The organism is Shimia aestuarii (assembly GCF_900114635.1).
Classification (GTDB): domain Bacteria; phylum Pseudomonadota; class Alphaproteobacteria; order Rhodobacterales; family Rhodobacteraceae; genus Shimia; species Shimia aestuarii.
Genome location: NZ_FOTQ01000010.1, coordinates 82,583 through 103,114 on the forward strand (window position 1 = coordinate 82,583; position 20,532 = coordinate 103,114).

Annotated in this window: 17 protein-coding genes; 3 read left to right on the forward strand and 14 right to left on the reverse strand. The window is 59.5% G+C overall.

Annotated elements, in window-relative coordinates; translation table 11 throughout:
• Positions 1 to 78: 78 nt before the first annotated feature.
• Genes hutU through hutI form a run of 4 tightly spaced genes read right to left on the reverse strand, consistent with a single transcriptional unit; the run spans position 79 to position 5,301 of the window.
• On the reverse strand, positions 79 to 1,749 hold the full coding sequence (hutU, locus tag BMZ35_RS18225) for a urocanate hydratase (protein WP_093096119.1): 1,671 nt from the start codon (positions 1,747 to 1,749) through the stop codon (positions 79 to 81).
• Positions 1,746 to 2,561, reverse strand: coding sequence for an N-formylglutamate deformylase (hutG, locus tag BMZ35_RS18230; protein WP_093096122.1), 816 nt, complete (start codon positions 2,559 to 2,561; stop codon positions 1,746 to 1,748). Before hutG ends, hutU begins: the two co-directional genes overlap by 4 nt.
• On the reverse strand, positions 2,558 to 4,096 hold the full coding sequence (hutH, locus tag BMZ35_RS18235; protein ID WP_093096126.1) for a histidine ammonia-lyase: 1,539 nt from the start codon (positions 4,094 to 4,096) through the stop codon (positions 2,558 to 2,560). Before hutH ends, hutG begins: the two co-directional genes overlap by 4 nt.
• A complete protein-coding gene (gene hutI, locus BMZ35_RS18240; RefSeq protein WP_093096130.1) occupies positions 4,093 to 5,301 on the reverse strand; it encodes an imidazolonepropionase in 1,209 nt (402 codons plus the stop codon). The genes hutH and hutI overlap by 4 nt, the downstream gene beginning before the upstream one ends.
• A gap of 70 nt (positions 5,302 to 5,371) precedes the next feature.
• Between hutI and BMZ35_RS18245 the strand changes: the two genes are divergently transcribed.
• Entirely contained in the window at positions 5,372 to 6,736 is a 1,365-nt protein-coding gene (locus BMZ35_RS18245) for a formimidoylglutamate deiminase (protein ID WP_093096133.1), read from the forward strand.
• Positions 6,733 to 7,431, forward strand: a complete 699-nt coding sequence (locus tag BMZ35_RS18250; protein WP_093096137.1) for a GntR family transcriptional regulator — start codon at positions 6,733 to 6,735, stop codon at positions 7,429 to 7,431. The genes BMZ35_RS18245 and BMZ35_RS18250 overlap by 4 nt, the downstream gene beginning before the upstream one ends.
• A gap of 93 nt (positions 7,432 to 7,524) precedes the next feature.
• On the opposite strand, the gene BMZ35_RS18255 is transcribed toward BMZ35_RS18250, so the two are convergent.
• The 7 genes from BMZ35_RS18255 to capB are packed head-to-tail and all read right to left on the reverse strand — an operon-like array spanning position 7,525 to position 16,099.
• On the reverse strand, positions 7,525 to 8,697 hold the full coding sequence (locus BMZ35_RS18255; protein WP_093096141.1) for an ABC transporter substrate-binding protein: 1,173 nt from the start codon (positions 8,695 to 8,697) through the stop codon (positions 7,525 to 7,527).
• A gap of 25 nt (positions 8,698 to 8,722) precedes the next feature.
• Complete coding sequence (locus tag BMZ35_RS18260; protein ID WP_093096145.1) at positions 8,723 to 9,781, reverse strand: branched-chain amino acid ABC transporter permease; 1,059 nt, start codon at positions 9,779 to 9,781, stop codon at positions 8,723 to 8,725.
• 3 nt (positions 9,782 to 9,784) lie between these two features.
• Positions 9,785 to 10,699 carry a branched-chain amino acid ABC transporter permease gene (locus tag BMZ35_RS18265; protein WP_093096148.1) on the reverse strand — a complete coding sequence of 305 codons (915 nt, stop codon included), beginning with the start codon at positions 10,697 to 10,699 and terminating at the stop codon, positions 9,785 to 9,787.
• Positions 10,696 to 11,445, reverse strand: coding sequence for an ABC transporter ATP-binding protein (locus BMZ35_RS18270; protein WP_242654850.1), 750 nt, complete (start codon positions 11,443 to 11,445; stop codon positions 10,696 to 10,698). Before BMZ35_RS18270 ends, BMZ35_RS18265 begins: the two co-directional genes overlap by 4 nt.
• The gene (locus BMZ35_RS18275; RefSeq protein WP_242654851.1) at positions 11,442 to 12,146 is read right to left on the reverse strand and encodes an ABC transporter ATP-binding protein; all 705 of its coding nucleotides are present in this window, start codon (positions 12,144 to 12,146) and stop codon (positions 11,442 to 11,444) included. Before BMZ35_RS18275 ends, BMZ35_RS18270 begins: the two co-directional genes overlap by 4 nt.
• Before the next feature lie 48 nt (positions 12,147 to 12,194).
• Positions 12,195 to 14,321: a caprolactamase subunit alpha gene (capA, locus tag BMZ35_RS18280; protein ID WP_093096155.1), complete on the reverse strand. Its 2,127-nt coding sequence runs from the start codon at positions 14,319 to 14,321 to the stop codon at positions 12,195 to 12,197.
• Positions 14,322 to 14,347: 26 nt separating this feature from the next.
• Positions 14,348 to 16,099, reverse strand: coding sequence for a caprolactamase subunit beta (gene capB, locus BMZ35_RS18285; RefSeq protein ID WP_093096159.1), 1,752 nt, complete (start codon positions 16,097 to 16,099; stop codon positions 14,348 to 14,350).
• Positions 16,100 to 16,372: 273 nt separating this feature from the next.
• On the opposite strand from capB, the gene BMZ35_RS18290 reads away from it, so the two are divergent.
• On the forward strand, positions 16,373 to 17,326 hold the full coding sequence (locus tag BMZ35_RS18290) for an AraC-like ligand-binding domain-containing protein (RefSeq protein ID WP_093096162.1): 954 nt from the start codon (positions 16,373 to 16,375) through the stop codon (positions 17,324 to 17,326).
• 50 nt (positions 17,327 to 17,376) lie between these two features.
• On the opposite strand, the gene BMZ35_RS18295 is transcribed toward BMZ35_RS18290, so the two are convergent.
• From BMZ35_RS18295 to BMZ35_RS18305, 3 genes are read right to left on the reverse strand one after another with little or no spacing between them, the layout of a single operon-like run.
• The gene (locus tag BMZ35_RS18295) at positions 17,377 to 18,825 is read right to left on the reverse strand and encodes a Glu/Leu/Phe/Val family dehydrogenase (protein WP_093096166.1); all 1,449 of its coding nucleotides are present in this window, start codon (positions 18,823 to 18,825) and stop codon (positions 17,377 to 17,379) included.
• 7 nt (positions 18,826 to 18,832) lie between these two features.
• Positions 18,833 to 19,759, reverse strand: coding sequence for an electron transfer flavoprotein subunit alpha/FixB family protein (locus tag BMZ35_RS18300; protein WP_093096169.1), 927 nt, complete (start codon positions 19,757 to 19,759; stop codon positions 18,833 to 18,835).
• The gene (locus BMZ35_RS18305) at positions 19,759 to 20,517 is read right to left on the reverse strand and encodes an electron transfer flavoprotein subunit beta/FixA family protein (RefSeq protein WP_093096174.1); all 759 of its coding nucleotides are present in this window, start codon (positions 20,515 to 20,517) and stop codon (positions 19,759 to 19,761) included. Before BMZ35_RS18305 ends, BMZ35_RS18300 begins: the two co-directional genes overlap by 1 nt.
• Positions 20,518 to 20,532: the final 15 nt, after the last annotated feature.

Sequence of the window (20,532 nt, forward strand, 5' to 3'; positions counted from 1 at the left end):
CGTAGGGAATCCTATGCATCAGCCGGACCTTGATGGTGGCACCCAAATCCACCTCCGTCTTTGTCCAAATCCTGATGGCTACCCGAGAATTGCCGGTAGTCTCAGGCCATGCGCCCGCGCGCAGCCCTTGGCGAGTTCATAGCCAGCGTCCGCGTGACGCCAAACGCCCGACGCCGGGTCATTCCAAAGCACGCGTTCCAACCGTTTGGCTGCGTCCTCTGTGCCGTCAGCACAAATCACCACGCCCGCATGCTGAGAAAAGCCCATGCCAACGCCGCCACCATGATGCAGGCTGACCCAGGTCGCCCCAGACGCCGTATTGACGAGCGCATTCAGTAGCGGCCAGTCGGAAACTGCGTCCGATCCGTCCATCATGGCTTCTGTTTCCCGATTGGGCGAAGCGACAGAGCCGCTATCCAGATGGTCACGACCTATGACCACCGGGGCCTTCAGCTCGCCGTTCTTCACCATTTCGTTGAATGCGAGACCCAGGCGATGGCGATCTCCAAGGCCGACCCAACAGATACGCGCGGGCAACCCCTGAAAACTGATCCGCTCGCGCGCCATGTCCAGCCAGTTGTGCAGGTGCTTGTTATCCGGCAGCAGTTCCTTGACCTTCTGGTCGGTCTTGTAGATGTCCTCGGGATCACCTGACAGTGCAGCCCAGCGGAATGGACCAATCCCACGACAGAACAGCGGGCGGATATAGGCCGGGACAAAGCCCGGAAAGGCGAAGGCATTCTCCAACCCCTCCTCCAGCGCCATCTGGCGAATGTTATTGCCGTAATCCACCGTGGGCACGCCGTCTTCGTGGAAGGCGACCATGGCCTCGACCTGGACCCGCATTGACGCGCGGGCGGCTTTCTCAACTTCCTTGGGCGCAGTTTCGGCTTTGGCGCGCCATTCGCCCACACTCCAGCCCTGCGGCAAGTAACCGTTCACCGGATCATGCGCCGAGGTCTGATCGGTTACGATGTCAGGGCGGATTCCACGCTTGTAGATTTCCGGGAAAATGTCGGCTGCATTGCCGATCAGCGCCACTGACTTGGCTTCGCCCGCCTTGGTCCAGCGGGCGATCATCTCTAGCGCTTCATCCAGAGAATGCGTCTTCTCATCGACATAGCGGGTGCGCAGGCGGAAGTCGGCACTTTTCTCGTCGCATTCCACCGCAAGGCAGCAGGCGCCAGCCATAACTGCAGCAAGAGGTTGCGCGCCTCCCATGCCACCAAGACCACCGGTCAGAATCCAACGCCCGGTGAGATCGCCTCCATAGTGCTGACGACCCGCTTCCATGAATGTTTCATAGGTGCCCTGAACGATGCCCTGCGACCCGATATAGATCCAGGACCCAGCCGTCATCTGACCGTACATCATCAGACCCTTTTTATCGAGCTCGTTAAAGTGATCCCAGTTGGCCCAGTGCGGCACAAGGTTGGAATTCGCGATCAGAACCCGAGGCGCGTCCTTGTGAGTTTTCACGATGGCAACAGGCTTGCCCGACTGAACCACGAGAGTTTCGTCCGCCTCCAGCTCCTTAAGGCTTTCGACAATAAGGTCGAAGTCCCTCCAGGTGCGGGCCGCCCGGCCTATCCCACCATAGACCACCAGCTCATGCGGGTTTTCCGCGACGTCCGGGTGCAGGTTGTTCATCAGCATCCGCAGGGGGGCCTCGGTCAGCCAACTTTTGGTATTCAAGTCGGGTCCGGTTGGCGGATAGACATCCCGGGTGTTCTTTCGGGGATCGGTCATCTCGGGTCTCCTTGTCGGGTCAAAACGCCTGATCGGGCGATATCGGACAACTTTCGCAGCATGGTTTTCAGATGGGGCCGCAGTTGTGCAGCCCGGTCGGGGCGATAGGTCCAGGGGGCGGCCTCATCCATATAGGCACGTTGCGCAAGCTCCATCTGGATAGCATGAATCCCGGAGCGCGGCTTGCCGTAGTGGCGCGTTGTCCACCCCCCTCTGAAACGACCATTGAGAACCGCATCCATGCCCGACGCTTGCGCCGCATCGTCAACCGCGACCTCGATTTCGGGCGCGCAGGTCACACCCAAATTTGTGCCAGTATTGAAGACAGGCAATTCGCCTTCAAATAGAAACGGTATGTTGGAGCGGATCGAGTGGCAGTCAAATAGTATCGCCACGCCATGTTTGGCCCGCACACGGTCGATCGCCCCCCGCAATGCATCATGATAGGGTGTGTGATAGGACGCCCGGCGGGCGGCGATCTCATCCTCCGTTGGCTCCTGCCCGGCACTCCAGATCGACCGACCATCGAAATCGGTCAGGGGCACCAGCGTCGTTGTATTCTGCCCCGGATAAAGCGACGCGCCTGCCGGGTCGCGATTGGCATCGATCACATAACGGTGCACATTTGAGCGCACCACGGTGACATCAGGTAGCAACCCCTCAAAAAGTCGCGATATGTGCCAGTCGGTATCGGCCAGCGTCTTGCCGGTGTCATTCAGGCGATCCGCAATATCGGGTGGCACAAAGGTGCCGCCATGTGGCTGCCCCAAAACAATCGGACCATCTCCGTTGCTAACGTCGTACACGTTCACCGGCCAAGCTCCGGCAGGTCAATGTCCAGAGCGTTTAGAATTGCCCCAGATGCGACCAGGTTCTTGGCCATTGTAAGATCAGGGGCCATGTAGCGATCCTCCTGAAGCGCCGGGATTTCTTCGCGCAGGCGCTTCATCGCCCTTCGCAAAATCGGGCTTGTCGTCAGCGGCGTGCGGAATTCGATCCCCTGAGCAGCGCACAAGATCTCGACACCAAGAATGTGGTTGAGGTTTTCGCACATCTGCCCCAACCGTCGCGCCCCGTGGGCCGCCATCGACACATGGTCCTCCTGATTGGCAGAGGTCGGCGTCGAGTCGGTTACACAGGGGTTGGCCAAGTGTTTGTTTTCACTCATCAGGGCCGCAGTCGTGACTTCCGCAATCATCAGCCCGGAATTAAGGCCGGGTTTCGGTGTCAGGAATGGCGGCAGGTCATGACTCAGGGTCGGGTCTACCATCAGAGCAATACGGCGCTGCGCAATTGCGCCAATTTCCGATACCGCCAAGGCGATCATGTCCGCGGCAAAACCCACGGGTTCGGCGTGGAAATTCCCACCAGAGACAATCATCCCGGCTTCTGCCAGCACCAGAGGATTGTCCGTGGCGGCGTTTGCCTCGATTTCCAGTGTGAAGGACGCCTGCCGCAACAGGTCCATCGCGGCGCCAGTGACCTGCGGTTGACACCGGATACAATAGGGATCCTGTACGCGGGTGTCGCCTTCGCGGTGGCTTTCGCGGATTTCACTTCCCGACAGAACAGCGCGCATCGCAGCGGCAGCCGCAATCTGGCCGGGCTGGCCGCGAAGTGCGTGTATTTCCGTTTGCAGCGGTGCGGTCGACCCCATGATGGCGTCAGTTGACATGGCCGAAATCACCAGAGCATTCTGAGAAGCGCGCCACGCTTCAAACAATCCGGCCAACGCAAAAGCAGTGGAAAACTGGGTGCCGTTGATATACGCAAGCCCTTCCTTTGGGCCGAGCGGGATCGGGCGCAACCCTGCCCTTTCCAACGCTACTGCCCCGGACATTACTTCTCCTTGGTATTCGGCCTCGCCCTCTCCAATCACAACCGCCGTCATGTGGGCCAGGGGAGCCAGATCACCTGATGCCCCGACGGACCCCTGTGCCGGGATCACGGGGGTGACGCCACGCGCCAGCATGCTTTGCAACAGTTCGACATGCGCCCAGCGCACACCCGAGGCACCCCGCCCAAAGCTCAACAGCTTCAAGGTCATCACCAACCGGGCCAGGCGGCGCGCGATTGGTTCCCCGACCCCGCAGCAATGCGACAGGATCAGGTTGCGTTGCAGTGTTTCAGTGTCTTCGGGGGCGATTTTCAGGCTTGCCAGTTTACCAAAACCGGTATTGACGCCATAAACGGCGACCTCTCCAGCGGCGGCGGCAGCAATCCGCGAGGCTGCCTCTTCCACGGCGGGTTTGCATGATAGGTCCAAGGCGACCGAAGTCTCATTCCAATAGACATCCGCCAGCTGCGCCAAAGTGGCCGCACCGGGAGTGAGATTCAGCACGCTCATGCGTGTCCTCCGAAAAAGCGTTTAAAAAGAGGGTTGAACCCGATGCGATAAGCCAGCTCTGAAGGATGGGCGACATCCCACACAGCGAGATCCGCACGTTTGCCTACTTCGATTGTGCCACAGTCGCTCAACCCAAGGGCGCGTGCGGCATTGCGCGTCACGCCGGCCAATGCCTCTTCCGGGGTCATCCGAAAGAGCGTGCATCCCATGTTCATTGTCAGAAGTAGCGAGGTCAGAGGCGACGAGCCCGGATTGGCGTCAGTTGCCAACGCCATGGGGACACCCATTTCGCGCAGAGCCGCAAGGGGCGGCTTTTGGGTTTCCCGCAATGTATAGTAGGCGCCGGGCAAGATAACGGCCGTGGTACCGGCATTGGCCATGGCCGCAACTCCGTCTTCGTCCAGATACTCAATGTGATCCGCCGACAGCGCCCCGTAGCTGGCGGCAAGTTTCGCTCCACCAAGGTTCGACAACTGCTCGGCATGCAACTTGACCGGCAGACCAAGTTCCTTGGCGACATCGAACACGCGTGCAATCTGGTCGGGCTGAAACGCAATCCCCTCGCAGAACCCGTCCACGGCATCGACCAGCCCTTCCGCATGGGCCGCACGCAATGCTGGAATACACACTTCGTCAATATAGGCTCCGTCTCGCCCTGAATATTCGGGCGGAACCGCATGGGCACCGAGGAACGTTGTCACCACGCGCAAGGGGCGCATGTCAGCGATCCTGCGCGCGGTGCGCAGCATTTTCAGCTCCGTATCCTGATCGAGCCCATAGCCGGACTTGACCTCGATGCAGGTTGCTCCCTCTGCGATCAGGCTGTCCGCCAATCGCAAGGCAGACTTCAAAAGCTCCTCTTCCGACGCCTCTCGGGTGGCTGTCACAGTCGAGACAATACCGCCTCCAGCGCGCGCAATCTCTTCATAAGAGGCGCCTTTCAGACGCATTTCGAACTCACGCGCTCGGTTGCCACCGTGCACGATATGGGTGTGGCAGTCGATCAGCGCTGGCGTCACCAAACGCCCCGCAAGGGATTGCGGTGGAAGACCAGCAAATCCGGATGGTCGCTCCTCCGCTCGCCCAGACCAGGCGATCCGACCATCCTCGATGACGATCGAAGCGTCACCCAACAAACCGTAATCAACCGCATCAGGAGCCATGGTTGCAACGGTCAGGTTCGTCAACAGGAGAGGCGCGGACATTGTTTATCCTTGATTATGTAGCTACATAAAAATAATATGACGCTACATATTAAGTCAATGGACTCCCGCTGTGAAGAAAATCATCGCAAAACAGGCCCTTACCGAAACCGGCTGGCAAAACGATGTTGAGATCGGGATCGAGAACGGAAGAATCGCTTACATAGAGACGACGCCAACGGGCGCAAATTCGACCGTAAGTTTGCTGCTGCCCGCCCCCCTGAACCTGCACAGCCATACTTTCCAGCGTGCCATGTCGGGGCTGACCGAAGCAAGGGGGCCGAATGCGAGTGACAGCTTTTGGAGCTGGCGGCGCCTGATGTACAAGTTCCTCGATCAACTGACGCCCAAGCAGGTGCAGTCAATCGCCGCGCAAGTGTTTCTGGAAATGCTGGAGGCCGGTTTTGCCAGCGTGGCCGAGTTTCATTATCTGCACCACGATCATGGCGGGAAAAGCTATTCAAATCTTGCCGAAATGTCTGAACGCATTGTGCAGGCAGCCATGGATGTCGGCATCGGTCTCACCCTTCTACCGGTGTTATACCAGCACGGCGGGTGTGACGCCCGACCACTGCACGGCGGCCAGAAGCGTTTTGGAAATGATCCGGATCAGTTTCAACGCTTGCACGAAAGTGCCGCGCGCGCCCTGACTGCGGGGCCTGCGGATTTCACAATTGGTGCGGCGCCCCACTCCTTGCGCGCAGTGGATGCCGAAGGTCTTGCCCGGTCAATCGCCTTGTCCTCAGGCGGTCCGATCCACATGCACCTGGCCGAACAGGTTGCAGAGGTCGAAGAAGTGGTTGCCCATATGGGCGCACGGCCGACGGAGTGGCTCTTGAACAATCAGGATGTTGATGATCGCTGGTGCCTGATCCACTCCACCCAGATGATCGAAACAGAGACCCGGAGCTTGGCAAGATCCGGCGCAGTTGCCGGGCTTTGCCCAATCACGGAATCCAACCTTGGAGACGGTATCTTCAACGGCACGCAGTTTCTGGCCGAAGGTGGGCGCATTGGCTTTGGCTCTGATTCAAACGTGCACATTGACTTGTTCGACGAGCTTAAGACGCTTGAGTATTCGCAGCGTCTGCGGGATCGCAGCCGCGCCTCTCTGGCAACTCCGGCTCGTTCCACCGGCCGCGTGCTGTTCGATGCAGCAAATGCAGGAGGCGCCCAAGCCGGCGGGCGGCAAAGTGGCAAACTTGCACCCGGAATGTTTGCGGACATCATCGCGCTTGATCTCGATAACGAATGGGGGGTCAACCGGCGCGACGACATTGCGTTGGACACGCTGATTTTCGGCGGTCACGGTCAGGACTGCATCACAGATATCTGGAGTGCAGGGCGCCACGTCGTGAAAGACGGTCGTCACGTTGCCCGCGACCGTATAACAATGGATTTCATCAAGGTCATGGGAGAGCTGGAGCAGGAAATATGAATGCAGAACGCCAGTCCTGGAAAGAAGTGAGGGACCGGATTCGTGACCAAATTCTTGATCGCACCTACGCTCCCGGAGACAAGTTGCCGCGTGACGCGGACATTGCCGAACAATTCGGCTGCGCACGCACAACGGTGCAACGCGCCATGCAGGACCTTTCCGACACCGGACTGATCGAACGCAAGCGCAAGGGCGGCACCCATGTCCGCACAGATCCGGTTTCGAGGGCGACGCTCGACATCCCGATTACCCGGCTGGAAGTTGAAAAAAGCGGCGCTACTTACGGATACCAGTTGATAGATCGGCGGAAACTGCCCATGCCTCGGGACATCGCGGCCAAGCTTGAGCAGGTTGAGCCAATCCCGATGTTGCGAGTACAGGCGCTGCATCTGGCAGACCACAATCCACACATTTTTGAAGACCGCTGGGTGAGCCTGGAAACCGCGCCGGAAATTCTTGATGTTGATTTGACGCGTTACAGTGCAAATGAATGGTTGGTACGCAACAAGCCCTACACACGTTTTGACCTGCGGATCTATGCAATATCCGCGGATGAAAAGATCGCCAAAATGCTGGCAACCGAGCCCGGCAGCGCCTTATTGGTGATTGATCGAACCACATGGATCGGCACAGCGACGATTACATCAGTCCGTTCCTTCACCGTTCCCGGATATCAATTGCTTGCCAGCAACTGAGGAGTATCAAGGTCGCCGCCCTCTGTTTCAAAAGGCGCCCCTTGTTTCCAACAAGAGGCGCCTCGGGTCCTTCACATTCGAAAATGCGTCAGGTCACTTTTTCAGCAAAACGCCCAACGGAACGGCCTCGCTGATCGTCCAGCTGTCCACGGCAGCAGGGGTCCCTTCCGTGATCTCGATGATTTGCATTTCCGCCGAATTTTGATGGTGCAGTTCGCCCGTAAACGTACGCGGACCGAACGCGGTGGGCTCGCCATTCATCTGCTCCAAAGCTGCAGTCACAGCCGCCCCGTCAACGGTTCCTGCACGTTCCACAGCCTTGGCCCACAGGTCAATCAGGATGTAACCGGGATAGGCGTACTGGCTGGCCGGGCGCGCGCCTGCAGCTGCTTCATAAGCAACATTGAAGGCTTCCACTGCCGCGCGTGGGTCGTCTCCATAGATCGAGCCCTGCACTGGCACCACAAAGCCGGACAGGTTCGGCGTCGCATTAAGCCAATAAGACCCGTCTACCGCCGAGCCGTTGAGGATCAGCGAATTGATACCAGCCGCCCGGATTTGACGCACTGCGGCGACGGCACCCGGGATGTACGAACACAGCATGATGACATCCGGTTCCTGCGGAAGCGCCTTGATACGGCTGATCTGGCTGGCGATCGAAGCATCATTGTTCTTGAACGTGTCGCGCCCGACAATCTCTCCGCCCGCTTTGGGGAACATCCAGTCAAAGCCGGTGCAGATACCCTTGTTGTATTCGATAGTAGTATCAAGCAGCACGTAACCGGTCTTGGCGTCGCGCTTGGCCTTGGACCATTCGGCCATGGTCGCACCCTGAACGGCCGCAAGGACCGAACCGGAGAAGCTGTTGGGGCCGACACCCTGGATACCGGCCTTTACGTCCTCGGCACAGAGGAAGAACGAATTCTTGCCTTCTGCCTCGGCAGCCAACGCCGCCGGCGCCCCAAAGTCGTAGTCGCAGCTGACGACCATCATGTCGGCACCATCATCAAGCACCTGAAGGCCAGCCTTGGCAGATTGCGCGCGGTCCGTTTTGGTGTCCGCCTCGATCCACTTCACTTGTTGTCCCAGAAGGCCGCCATTGGCGTTGATCTCGTCAATGCGGATCTTGGCGGCGGTCGCGGCAGGCGTGTCATAGGCTTCCATCCAGCCAGACTTGGCGATGGCAAAACCGACGGTGATATCCTCAGCGAACGCGGGCGCCGCGATCGCCAGGGTTAATGCAGAAGCAATAAGCGTGTGTTTCATTGGAAGGTCTCCTCAGTTGGATTGGTTAGTTGTTGGAGGTTTTGTAATCAGGTGAGCGCGGCGCAAAGCGCGGCATACGCAGTTCCTTGCCCGCCATGAGGCCGCTCGGGCGCAGGATCAGGACAAGGATCATGACAATGCCGATCAGGATCTCCTGTGCGCCGCTTGGCAGGGCCAGCTGGGTCTCGCCAATCGAAATGCCTTGTTCAAAGCGCACCAACGCTTCGATCATCATCGACAGGCTGAGGACACCGACAACTGCGCCCGACAGGCTTCCGATGCCGCCAACAACCAACATGGCGAGCGAGATGAACGTGATGCCGAGATAGAAGCTGTCGGGATTGAGCACACCGATGGAATGCCCCAGAAGCGCGCCGGAGACGCCGGTGAAAAAGCCGCTGACTACAAGCGACAACAGACGATGACGATACATGTTGATGCCGGATGCGCTTGCGGCGGCTTCGTCTTCGCGGGTGGCGCGCAGCGCAAGGCCGCTGGCGGAATTCGCATAAAGGTTCGCGGCGATGATCGCGGCGGCGGCCCAGCCCAGCGCGACCCATTGATCGACATACCGGGCCAGCCCGACCAGCGACGACGTTGCCCCGGTCACACCTTCCCAATTGGAGTAGACGGTATTGACGATCGCCAGGAAGGCAAAGGTCGCGATCGAAGCCGCGATACCGGAAAGACGCAGGATCGTGGCACCGGAAACAAGTGCGACAAAAGCCGCCAGAAGACCCGACGCGACAGCCGCAGGCAGCACCGGCCATTCCGCCTGTGCGAGCCAAGACGGCAAATCCGGCAGAAACAGTGACTTCATCTGCGGCTTGAGCGTCAGCCATGCCGAGCAATAGGCTCCAATGGCCATGTATCCCGCGTGACCGAAGCTTACGACTCCCGAGTTGCCCACGAAGATCCAGAGACCAACCACCAGAACCACACGGATCAGGGTTTCGGCGGCCATGCGGCCAAGCGCCTTGTCTCCGGTCAGAGTGATGGCGGCGACGAACACCAGCAGGATACCGATCAGTACCAGGGGGGTGGAATAGGCTAAAATCCGGTTTTGAGCGTGTTTACCCATCATGTTTCAAATCCTCGGTTTGGCAGAGCTGGCCGCGAACAGGCCTTGCGGACGAAGCAGAAGGCAGGCGATGACAAGCGTGTAGAGAAAGGCGTCACGGAAGGGCCGAACCTCGAGCGGCAGGAAAGCCTGCAACAACACCGATGCCCCGCCGATCAGGAAACCGGCAGCGACTGCACCGGGCAAAGAGCCAAGCCCTCCAATGACGGTGGCGATGAAGGCCACCAGCATGATTTGCCCACCCATGCGCACGTCAGCCACACCGGTCTGGGTCGCCATGATCAACGCCACAGCGGCGGCAAGAGCACCAGACAATGCAAACGCTCCGGTAATGACCACGTTCGCACGCACGCCCAACAACCGGGCCATGGTGAAATTCTCGGCAGCCGCCCGCATTTCCAACCCCAGCCGGGTCTTCTTCAGCAAGAGCGCCAGCGCACAAACCACCAGGAGCGTTGTCAGAACCACGATCAACTGCAACAAAGGCACCTGTGCCCCGAGAACACCCACTGGGGTATTCAGATCAGGCCACAGGCTGATCGCCTTTGGCCGCCCACCGTAGACTGCGAGCAGGGCATTCTGGATCACGAAACCCAGTGCGAAAGAGGAAATCATCATCGCCACAGGCGTTGCTTTGCGCATATGGCGGAACACCACGTATTCGCTGGCAACTGCGGCCCCGGCCCCCAAACCCAGGAGGACAGGGATCAAGAGGAAGGCCGGGGCCTTGCCCAGGAACATCACCGCGACAGCCTCGGTCGAGGGGACGATCAGGGCAAAGACGCAAAAGGCGATGTATTCACCATGGGCAAAATTGACGAGGTTCATCACCCCGAAAATCAGCGCGATCCCGAGGGCGGCCATCGCATAGATGCCTCCAAGAGACGCTGCATCGAAAAAGAGTTGAGCCAGAGAGGTCATTGTGCGGCCTCCTTCTTGGGTTGTGCCTTGGATTGTCCGAAGTAGGCCTCGCTCAGCAGGTCCTTTTCGGCAAAAGCGGCGGCATCGCCGTCACCCACGACAGACCCGCCGCGCAACAGGATCATCCGGCCGCCGACACGAGCGGCACGCGTGGAACTTTGCTCCACGATCAAGAGCGTCAGACCGCGCTCTTCCTGAAGCTGCACGAGCGTGTCATAGACTTGATCCACGATCTTTGGGGCAAGGCCCAAGGATGGTTCATCGACCATCATCAGTTTCGGGTTGGTCATGAGCGCGCGACCAATGGCCAGCATCTGCTGTTGCCCCCCGGACAAGGCCCCAGCGCTGGCATGGCGACGTTCGCCAAGTATCGGAAAGGCCTCGAAGATTTCTTCGATATCGCCTTCAACCGCGCCTCGGTCGCGGCGCAGGCCGGTTCCAACCCGCAGGTTCTCAGAAACGGTAAGACTGCCGAAAATCTCGCGCCCTTCGGGCACCATCGACAGGCCCAGCCGGGCGATGGCCTCGGGTGCTCTGCCCGTCAGGAGGTGACCATCCATTTCTATCCGGCCATGGGTGGTGGCGACCGCACCGCTGATGGCCCCGAGCAAAGAGGATTTTCCGGCCCCGTTCGGACCCGAGATGAATACCCGTTCCCCCTCTTCCAGATGAAGGGTCACATCGGTCAGCGCCGGCACCTTTCCATAGCGTACGGACACATCAAAAACACCAAGCTTGGACATCATGCGGCCTCCTGATCTGAGCCGAGATAGGCATCGCGTACGGCCTGGCTCGATAGGATGGCGTCGACGTCGCCTTCCTCGATGATCTGGCCGGCATCCAGCACGTAGACATGGTGGGAAACCGACAGGACTAGCCCGACATTGTGTTCGATCAGCAGAACCCCGGTGCCAAGTTCCTCGGCCACACGTTTGATAAGGGAAGCAAGGTCGGCTGCCTCAGCTTCCGACATGCCCGCCGCCGGTTCATCCAACAGAAGGAAGTCCGGCGCAAACATCAGCGCGCGCGCGATACCCACACGTCGTTCATCCGTATAGGGAAGCCCGGCCGCAGGCTGCTCGGCCAGATGGGGCACGCCCATCCAGTCAAGCAGCCGCAGTGCTTCGGCCTCGGAGGTCGACCGGGAGTGCCCCAGACCCACGCCTGTAACAGCGAGGTTGTCCAGCACATCCAGACCCGGGAACAACCGTCCGGCCTGGAAGGTCCGAGCCACACCGGCCCGGCGCATTTCGTGCGGCGGCAAGGTTCCTACATTGCTGTCCCCAAGCGTGACTGTCCCGGTCGTCGGAGCCTGAAACCCGGTCAACGTGTTGACCATCGTGGTCTTGCCTGCACCGTTGGGACCAATCAGCCCATGCACGGCACCCGGAGTGATCGTCATCGTGACATCCGTCAGGGCCTTGAACCCCCCGAAGGCCACCGTCACACCGGACGCCGCCAGGGAGGAACCCTTATCTTTCCGCCGCACCATCGTTCAGGCCTCGGCCAGTTCTTTGCGAGACTCGGCCTGACCCTGCTCTGTCGCCGCATCTGCGGTGAGAACATAAACGCCGCTGTCATGCAGATTGACGGTCCAGCCAGGCTCGACCACGATGGTGGTCGTGACCTCTTCGATCACGGCGGGTCCGTGCAACGTGTCACCGGCCCCCATGAGCGAGCCGTCATAAACCGGCGTGTCCTGGGCGATGCCGTCGGCGTTGAACACCATGGGGCGCGTGCCCTTCAGGGTTTCATGCGCCCCTTTACCCGCACCAATCTTCATGCGTTCCGGCTTGTCCACGTGACCCGCAATCGTGCTTTCCACGTTGACGATTTCGACCGCGTTGTGCGGTTCGTCATAGGTGTAAAGCTCTTTGTGACGCGCGTGGAACGCGGCCTTGATGTCCTCGATCGTGGCCTCGGTCACTTCGAACGGATCAATCTCGACCGTACATTCGTGCACCTGGCCCACATAACGCATATCAAGCGAGCGGCGGATTGAAATTCGCTCTTCCGAGAATCCATCACCTGCAAGGTCGACCTTGCCGCGCGCTTCAAGCGAGTTGAAAAGGTTGTCCAGCTTCTTGGCTGCTTCGGCCCCTTCCAAACGGATCGGTGCAGGCGCCATGTAGTTGTATTTGACGTCCGAAATGATCTGTCCATAAGCGCACAGACCCGAGGCCAGCTTGGAGATCAGCACTTTGGAAATGCCCATTTCACGCGCCAGCGCCGTTATGTGCGCACCGGTCGCGCCACCGGCACCCATCAGCACGAAGTCGCGCGGGTCATAGCCACGTTCGACCGACACCCGGCGGATGGCGTTGACCATGTTGTTGTTGACGATGGTGAACATGCCATACGCGGCTTTTTCGACCGAGATACCCAACGGGTCGGCGAGTTTCGTCTTGATCGCACCGCGGGCTTTGTCGACGTCCAGCGGCAGACGCCCACCAACAAGACCATCGGCATTCAGATAACCCAGCACAAGGTTGGCGTCGGTCGTGGTCGGGTTTTCACCGCCCTGTCCGTAACAGGCCGGTCCGGGTTCGGACCCTGCCGACTGCGGCCCCATCTGCATCAGGCCCATGGAGTCGATCCAGCCGATCGACCCGCCGCCCGCGCCAAGCGTCTCTACCTGGATCATCGGGATGCCGATACGATAGCGCAGGAAGTCGATGTTCTTGTTGACGTTGGCCTGGCCGTCCTTGGTCAGCGTGATGTCGAACGATGTCCCGCCCATGTCACAGGTAATGATGTTCTTGTCACCCCATGGTTCCGCCACATCCAATGCTGCCTGAGGTGCCGAGGCCGGACCCGAGTTGATCGCATAAACCGACTGGTCACTGACCACCTTGCCAAGCGCCAGACCGCCGTTCGACTGGAAGTAGCGCACAGGATGCTGGCTGCCCAATTCACGGAAATAGGCATCAATCGCTTCGACATAGCGCTGCAGGATCGGCGCCAGATAAGCATTCACGATTGCGGTCGAGGTGCGGGTGTATTCGCGCACCTGCGGATAAAGTTGGCTGCCCACGGTCAAACGCACATCGGGCATCATTTCGCGCACGATCTCGGCGGCGCGGTTTTCATGCTCGGGGTGCAGCACCGACCAGACAAAGCTGATCGCAACCGATTCAACACCTTCCGCGATGAAGTAACGGCAGGCGTCGCGCACATCTTCCTCGTTGATCGGTGTCTTCACCGACCCGTCCGAGATCACCCGCTCGCTGACCCCCTTACGCAGGTGACGCGGAACCAGCATAGTCGCGGGGGGGTAGTCCGGGTCATAGCGATAACCGTCTTCCTTGTGACCCAAGCGGATCTCGATGGAGTCCTCGTGCCCCTTGGTGGCAATCAGGCCGGTCTTGGCCCCGGTATGGGTGATCAGCGCGTTCAGGCCGACTGTGGTGCCGTTGATACACAGGTCCGAGTTGGACACGATCTCTTGCGCCGTCAACCCGGTTTCCTCGGTGATCAGTGCTAGGCCGTTTTTGATGGCCTTGGTCGGTTCTGTTGGGGTCGACAGCACCTTGAAAATCCGGGTTCCACCTTTTTTGTCGGCAAGGATGAAGTCAGTGAATGTGCCGCCGGCGTCGATGCCCAGACGATATTGGGTACGCATAGTAATATTCCTTTCTGTCAGGAGCTTCAGGCCGCCGCGCGGGCTTTGGCAGTGGCGTCTTCGTCGATGGAAAGCGTGTCGGCGTCAGCAATCACCACGCCGTAGTCCAGCCGCGCGCCCTCGATCGACACAAGGCCATTGCGGACATCCTCGACCACCTTCAGGGGGTCACGCTCAAACGGGTTGCCAAAGCCGCCGCCGCCGGGATTGAGGTTGGCTGCGATCTCGCCGGGTTTGATGGTTTCGATCACGTTGTCGGTAATGATCTGGGTTTCCCCGTCGCGGGTGATTTCAAGACGGCCAACCTTTTTGTGCACCATTTCGGATTTTGCCCCGGCGGCGCCCATGGCCGGAATGCGGCGGCCTTCCCCGAAGGTCACCAGCGTCATGTCTGTGTCCAGCGGCTCGACTGCCCAGCGTGTGCCCGAACCTCCACGGAACTTGCCTGCGCCGCCGCTGTCTTCCATCAACCCATATTCGTGGATGATGATCGGATAGCTGTGCTCGAGCATCTCGATGTCGCCCGAGGTCAGCGCTCCGAAACAGCACTCGGGCCCGCAGGCGTGCCAGCCGTCCTGGCTGGCCGTGGCCCCTGCCCCCGAAATGATCGAGGCCAGCACCATGGTGACGTATTCTTCGTCATGGCGGCTGTCCCACCCGGCAATGTTGCAGCCATTGGCATGGCCCCAGCTGGCAGACACCTTGTCGGGCGCGGCCTGTTCAAAGGCGAGGCGCACGGCATCAGTCAGCGTTTCCATCGGCGTGGTGGTGCAGTTCATATGCGGCGCGGGCGATTGGGCGTTGCACAACGTGCCCTTTTTGCCCATGTCCACAGTCACGTTCCGATAAAGCCCCTCGTTATAAGGCGGTGGCAGTTGGGCGAACATCATCAGGCCCAGATAGACTCCGGAATAGGAGTTGCCCTCGTAAGAGTTGATGAAATAGGGCACCTGCGGTGGGCTTTCGATCTCGATGTGGCAGCTGTCGCCCTTGATGGTGACAGTCGCCGTGATGTCGAAATCCCCAAAACCGTGACCTGCATCTTCCAGAACGGCCGTACCGGAATAGGTCCCGTCCGGTACTTGCGCGATCAGACCGTTCATGTGCGCATTCGCCATGTCGAGCAGTTCGGCAATGCACTCCTGAACAGTATCTTTGCCGTACTTGTCCATCAGCGCGATCAGGTTGCGCGCCCCCACTTGGCACGCCCCAATGAGTGCGTTGAAATCACCTTCCTGGTCGCGACGCGCGCGCATGTTGGTGAGAAGCATGTTCATGATGTCGTTGCGCGGAACACCCTTGTCCCACAACTTGATCGGCGGAATCCGCAGACCTTCGGCAAAGATCTCTTTAGCTTCGGGGTTATAGCCCGCAGGCACAGGACCGCCGATATCCGTCAGGTGGCCCTTGCAGACCGTCCAGAAAACCAGCTCGCCTTCATAAAACACCGGGTAGTACATGCAGGTGTCGATGATGTGGCTGCCGCCATAAGCCGGATCGTTATGAAGGATGAGATCGCCTTCGTGGATATCGCCCTCAAAGAAACCCGCAACCGATTTCATGGCTGGGATCAGCGACCCAAGGTGAATAGGAATGTCCTGACCCTGCAGGATCATTTCGGGCGTGTGGTTGAACAACGCCGTCGAATAATCATGCGCCAGGTTGAAGACAGAGCTGCGCGCGGTCTTTTCCAGGGCCAGCGTCATCTCGCGCTGTGTTGTTTCCAATACGCCCCGCACCACGGAAAGTGTGATGGGGTCAACTTGTCTCTTAGCCATTCGTTCTGGTCCTCTGCATGGGTGCAGAAAAGCCGCCTGACGGGTGTGGTTGTTTTTCCCCGATCCGGCGTGCTCCTCCTGCACGTCGATCACATGCAACCAGCTTGTCTCAGCGCGTCGCGGCGGTCTTGACGATCAGCGCAAGAGCGTTTGCAGATTTGCGCAGAACAATTTGTCACACAGCGCAGAACTGTTTGCCGCTGAGCGCAGAGTGGCCAATTTCCTTTGTTTTATTGATCCTTTGGACTATGCTTTCCGACGGGAGGAACGCATATGACCGCCGAGCTCACATTCTCGACGGCCACGACTGAGCCGCAGCACCGCTCCAGCAAATGGAACGCGGTGGTCAATGACTCGTACTTTCCTCTCGAGCTTCAGTTTCGTGATCCGATCCATTTCAACGGCCAACTCAGCCGCATGTCCATGGGCCATGTCGCAATGTCCCGCCTGACATCGGACCCTTTGAGCTACGAGCGTCGGCGCGCGCATATTCGTGACACGCACGAGGGCGAATACCTGATCACCCTACCCCGGGCGACCTCGGTCGAATTCCGCCAAATGGGGCGCGAGGTGCGTTGTGATCCGGGCGGCTTCATCCTTGAACGTGGCGACGAGCCGTACCGGTTCCTTTATGAAAAGCCCAATGATCTGTTTGTTCTGAAGGTTGGACGTAAGGCGCTTGAAGAACGCGTGCGGCAACCCGACCGGTTTTGCGCCCAGGTGTTCAACGCCACAACGGGCACGGCGGGCTTGTTTGCCTCGATGGTGGACCAAGCTCATTCAAGACTCGCAGACCTTGGACCCGCAGCAAGCGAAACCGTGGGTCGCCAGCTTTTGGAACTGCTCGGCTTGGCGCTTGATGAAACCGCCGACGCCAGCACCAGCAACCTTTCAGCGGTTCGCTCAGCACACATCGCGCGGGTTGAGAAATTCATTCGGGAGAACCTGAAAAACCCAGACCTGTCGCCAGATCTGATCTCAGAAAGATGCGGTATCTCGAAACGCTACCTGCACGACCTTTTCAAGGACGTGAACGGCACGGTCAGCCAGCAAATCCGCGATCAACGGTTGATTGCGGCGCGCGATCGCCTGGCCTCGGCACCGGGCCTACCGATTGCGGAAGTGTCCTATCGTTTCGGTTTCTCAGATCAGGCGCAATTCTCGCGCTTGTTCAAGAACAAGTTCGGGATCACACCGTCTGCATTCAAATCCGAAATCAGCGGATAGCGCGACGGCCTTCGCCCCGGACAGGGCGAAGGCCCATTTTCAACTCCGTATCAAAGCCCCTTGGAGCGGTAGCTGTCGGCAATCCTTTCGATCGACACGCAATAGGCTGCCGTTCTCAGGTCCCCGATATCGGGCCGCACATGCCACAACGCGCGGATGGATTGATAGGCGCTCCGCATCGTGTCATCGAGACCGGAACGCACAAGCTCAAGCTCATCAGCGCCGCGCAGGTACCGCGACTTGAAATCCGCCGACAATTCCCAGGGCGTTCCAATCGCTTTGGACAATCGCTCCAGTTCGTCCACAACAAGCTGATGTCGGGCTTCTTCCTGGCGCCTCTGCATGCGTCCGAACTTGATATGGCTCAAGTTCTTGACCCATTCAAAATAGCTGACGGTCACACCCCCGGCATTGGCATAGAGGTCCGGAATGATCACCGTGCCTTTCGCCCGCAGAACTTCATTGGCGTGGAATGTGATCGGCCCGTTGGCTGCCTCGATGATCAGGGGCGCCTTGATACGCGCTGCGTTGTGCTGATTGATCACACCTTCAAGGGCTGCCGGGATGAGGATTTCGCAGTCCTCTTCAAGCAGGACCGGAGCATTCTCGACGTAGAGGGCATCGGGAAACCCGGTCACTCCGCCATGTTGCAGGATCCACTGACGCACAGCCTCGACATCCAGCCCGCTCTCGCTGAACAGACCGCCATCATGCTCTAGAATGGCAATGATCTTGGCGCCATCTTCTTCGGACAGGAACTTGGCCGCGTGATAACCCACGTTACCCAACCCTTGAACAATCACCCGTTTTCCGTCGAGCGATCCTTGCAAACCGGCGCGTGCCACGTCTTCAGGATGTCGGAAGAACTCACGCAGGCCATATTGCACGCCACGCCCCGTCGCTTCGACCCGGCCTTCGATTCCGCCCGCAGAAACCGGTTTTCCTGTCACACAGGCTTGGGCGTTGATGTCGGTCGTGTTCATGCGCGCATACTGGTCGGCAATCCACGCCATTTCTCGTTCACCCGTCCCCATGTCGGGGGCGGGCACATTCTGTGACGGATGGATCAGGTCTCGCTTTGCGAGTTCATAGGCAAACCTGCGCGTGATGCGCTCAAGCTCTTCCTCGCTGTATTGACGCGGATCGATGCAAAGGCCGCCTTTTGAGCCACCAAAGGGCGCCTCAACCAACGCACATTTGTAGGTCATCAGCGACGCCAGCGCTTCGACTTCGTCCCGGTTCACATCCAGCGAATAGCGGATTCCCCCCTTCACCGGCTCCATATGTTCGGAATGTACCGAACGGTAGCCGGTAAAGGTTTCAATCCCGCCTCGCAGCCGGACACCAAAGCGCACGGTATAGGTGGCGTTGCAGACGCGAATCTTCTGCTCAAGACCCGGCGAAAGGTTCAGGAACTGGACCGCCCTGTCGAACATGTGATCGACAGAGGCGCTGAAGCCATGTTCCACGAGCGGATCGGGAATCTGTACGTGTTCCATGACACCCTCACAGTTTGTCGGTGAGTTCTGGTACGGCTGCGAAGAGGTCTGCGACGAGGCCGAAGTCTGCGACCTGGAAGATCGGGGCTTCTTCGTCCTTGTTGATCGCGACGATGATCTTCGAATCCTTCATGCCCGCGAGGTGCTGGATGGCGCCCGAGATGCCCACGGCGATGTAGAGCTCGGGGGCGACGACCTTGCCGGTCTGACCCACCTGCCAGTCGTTCGGAGCGTAGCCCGAATCCACGGCAGCGCGCGACGCGCCAACGGCGGCGCCCAGCTTGTCGGCCAGTTTCTCGATCAGGGCAAAGTCCTCTTCCGAACCCACGCCACGGCCACCCGACACGACAACGCCGGCCGAGGTCAGTTCGGGGCGGTCGCTTTCGGCAACCTTGTCTTCGACCCATTCCGACAGACCCGGATTTGCGGCCGCACCAACGGTTTCGACCGAAGCGGATCCGCCTTCACCGGCCGCGTCAAAGGTCGAGGTCCGGAAGGTGATGACCTTCTTGGCGTCGTTCGACTTGACCGTCTGCATCGCGTTGCCGGCATAGATCGGGCGCACGAAGGTGTTGGCGTCGACCACGTCGGTGGCTTCCGAGATCACCATCACGTCCAACAACGCGGCCACGCGGGGCATCACGTTCTTGGCGTCGGTGGTGGCGGGGGCCACGATGTGCTCGTAATCGCCGGCCAGCGACACGATCAGCGCGGCGGTGGATTCCGCGAGGCGATGACCCAGCGAGGCGTCTTCGGCGACCAGAACCTTGGCCACGCCGTCGATCTTGGCAGCGGCTTCGCCCGCCGCTGCGGCAGAGGCGCCCGCGGCCAGAACGGTCACGTCACCCAGCGCCTTGGACGCGGTGACAGCCTTGGCGGTGGCGTCCAGCGCCAGTTCGCCATTGTTGACTTCTGCGAGAAGAAGAACAGCCATTACACAGCCCCCGCTTCTTTGAGTTTTGCAACCAGTTCGTCGACCGAACCCACCACGATCCCGGCGGCACGCTCGGCCGGTTCCTCGGTTTTCACGATTTCAAGACGCGGGGAGACGTCGACGCCGTAATCGGCAGCGGTTTTCTCATCCAGCGGCTTTTTCTTGGCCTTCATGATGTTCGGCAGCGACGCATAGCGCGGCTCGTTCAGGCGCAGGTCGACGGTGATGATGGTCGGGGTCGACACCTTGATGGTCTGCAGACCGCCATCCACTTCGCGGGTCACGACGGCGGTGTCGCCGTCGATGTCCACGTCCGAGGCAAAGGTCGCTTGCGACCAGCCCAAGAGCGCCGACAGCATCTGGCCGGTGGCGTTCATGTCGTTGTCGATCGCCTGCTTGCCGCAGAGCACCAGACCGGGGGCCTCTTCCTCGACGATCTTGGCAAGGATCTTGGCAACCGCCAGCGGCTCAACATCGGTGTGCACGTCATCCGCAGCAACCACCAGGATCGCACGGTCCGCGCCCATCGCCAGCGCCGTGCGCAGCGTTTCCTGGGCCTGCTTGACGCCGATCGACACGGCCACAACTTCTTCGGCCTTGCCGGCCTCTTTCAGGCGGATCGCCTCTTCAACGGCAATCTCGTCGAACGGGTTCATCGACATCTTCACGTTGGCGAGATCAACTCCGCTCCCGTCCGCCTTAACACGAACCTTCACGTTGTAGTCAATCACGCGCTTCACAGGCACAAGTACCTTCATCGGCGGTAGACTCCT

Coding starts and splice junctions, on each gene's coding strand:
- BMZ35_RS18250 (WP_093096137.1), top strand. CDS start 6,733: ATGAATGCAGAACGCCAGTCCTGGAAAGAAGTGAGGGACCGGATTCGT.
- capB (WP_093096159.1), bottom strand. CDS start 16,099: ATGGCTAAGAGACAAGTTGACCCCATCACACTTTCCGTGGTGCGGGGC.
- BMZ35_RS18265 (WP_093096148.1), bottom strand. CDS start 10,699: ATGACCTCTCTGGCTCAACTCTTTTTCGATGCAGCGTCTCTTGGAGGC.
- hutU (WP_093096119.1), bottom strand. CDS start 1,749: ATGACCGATCCCCGAAAGAACACCCGGGATGTCTATCCGCCAACCGGA.
- BMZ35_RS18305 (WP_093096174.1), bottom strand. CDS start 20,517: ATGAAGGTACTTGTGCCTGTGAAGCGCGTGATTGACTACAACGTGAAG.
- BMZ35_RS18255 (WP_093096141.1), bottom strand. CDS start 8,697: ATGAAACACACGCTTATTGCTTCTGCATTAACCCTGGCGATCGCGGCG.
- BMZ35_RS18270 (WP_242654850.1), bottom strand. CDS start 11,445: ATGATGTCCAAGCTTGGTGTTTTTGATGTGTCCGTACGCTATGGAAAG.
- capA (WP_093096155.1), bottom strand. CDS start 14,321: ATGCGTACCCAATATCGTCTGGGCATCGACGCCGGCGGCACATTCACT.
- BMZ35_RS18290 (WP_093096162.1), top strand. CDS start 16,373: ATGACCGCCGAGCTCACATTCTCGACGGCCACGACTGAGCCGCAGCAC.
- BMZ35_RS18300 (WP_093096169.1), bottom strand. CDS start 19,759: ATGGCTGTTCTTCTTCTCGCAGAAGTCAACAATGGCGAACTGGCGCTG.
- BMZ35_RS18295 (WP_093096166.1), bottom strand. CDS start 18,825: ATGGAACACGTACAGATTCCCGATCCGCTCGTGGAACATGGCTTCAGC.
- hutH (WP_093096126.1), bottom strand. CDS start 4,096: ATGAGCGTGCTGAATCTCACTCCCGGTGCGGCCACTTTGGCGCAGCTG.
- BMZ35_RS18260 (WP_093096145.1), bottom strand. CDS start 9,781: ATGATGGGTAAACACGCTCAAAACCGGATTTTAGCCTATTCCACCCCC.
- hutI (WP_093096130.1), bottom strand. CDS start 5,301: ATGTCCGCGCCTCTCCTGTTGACGAACCTGACCGTTGCAACCATGGCT.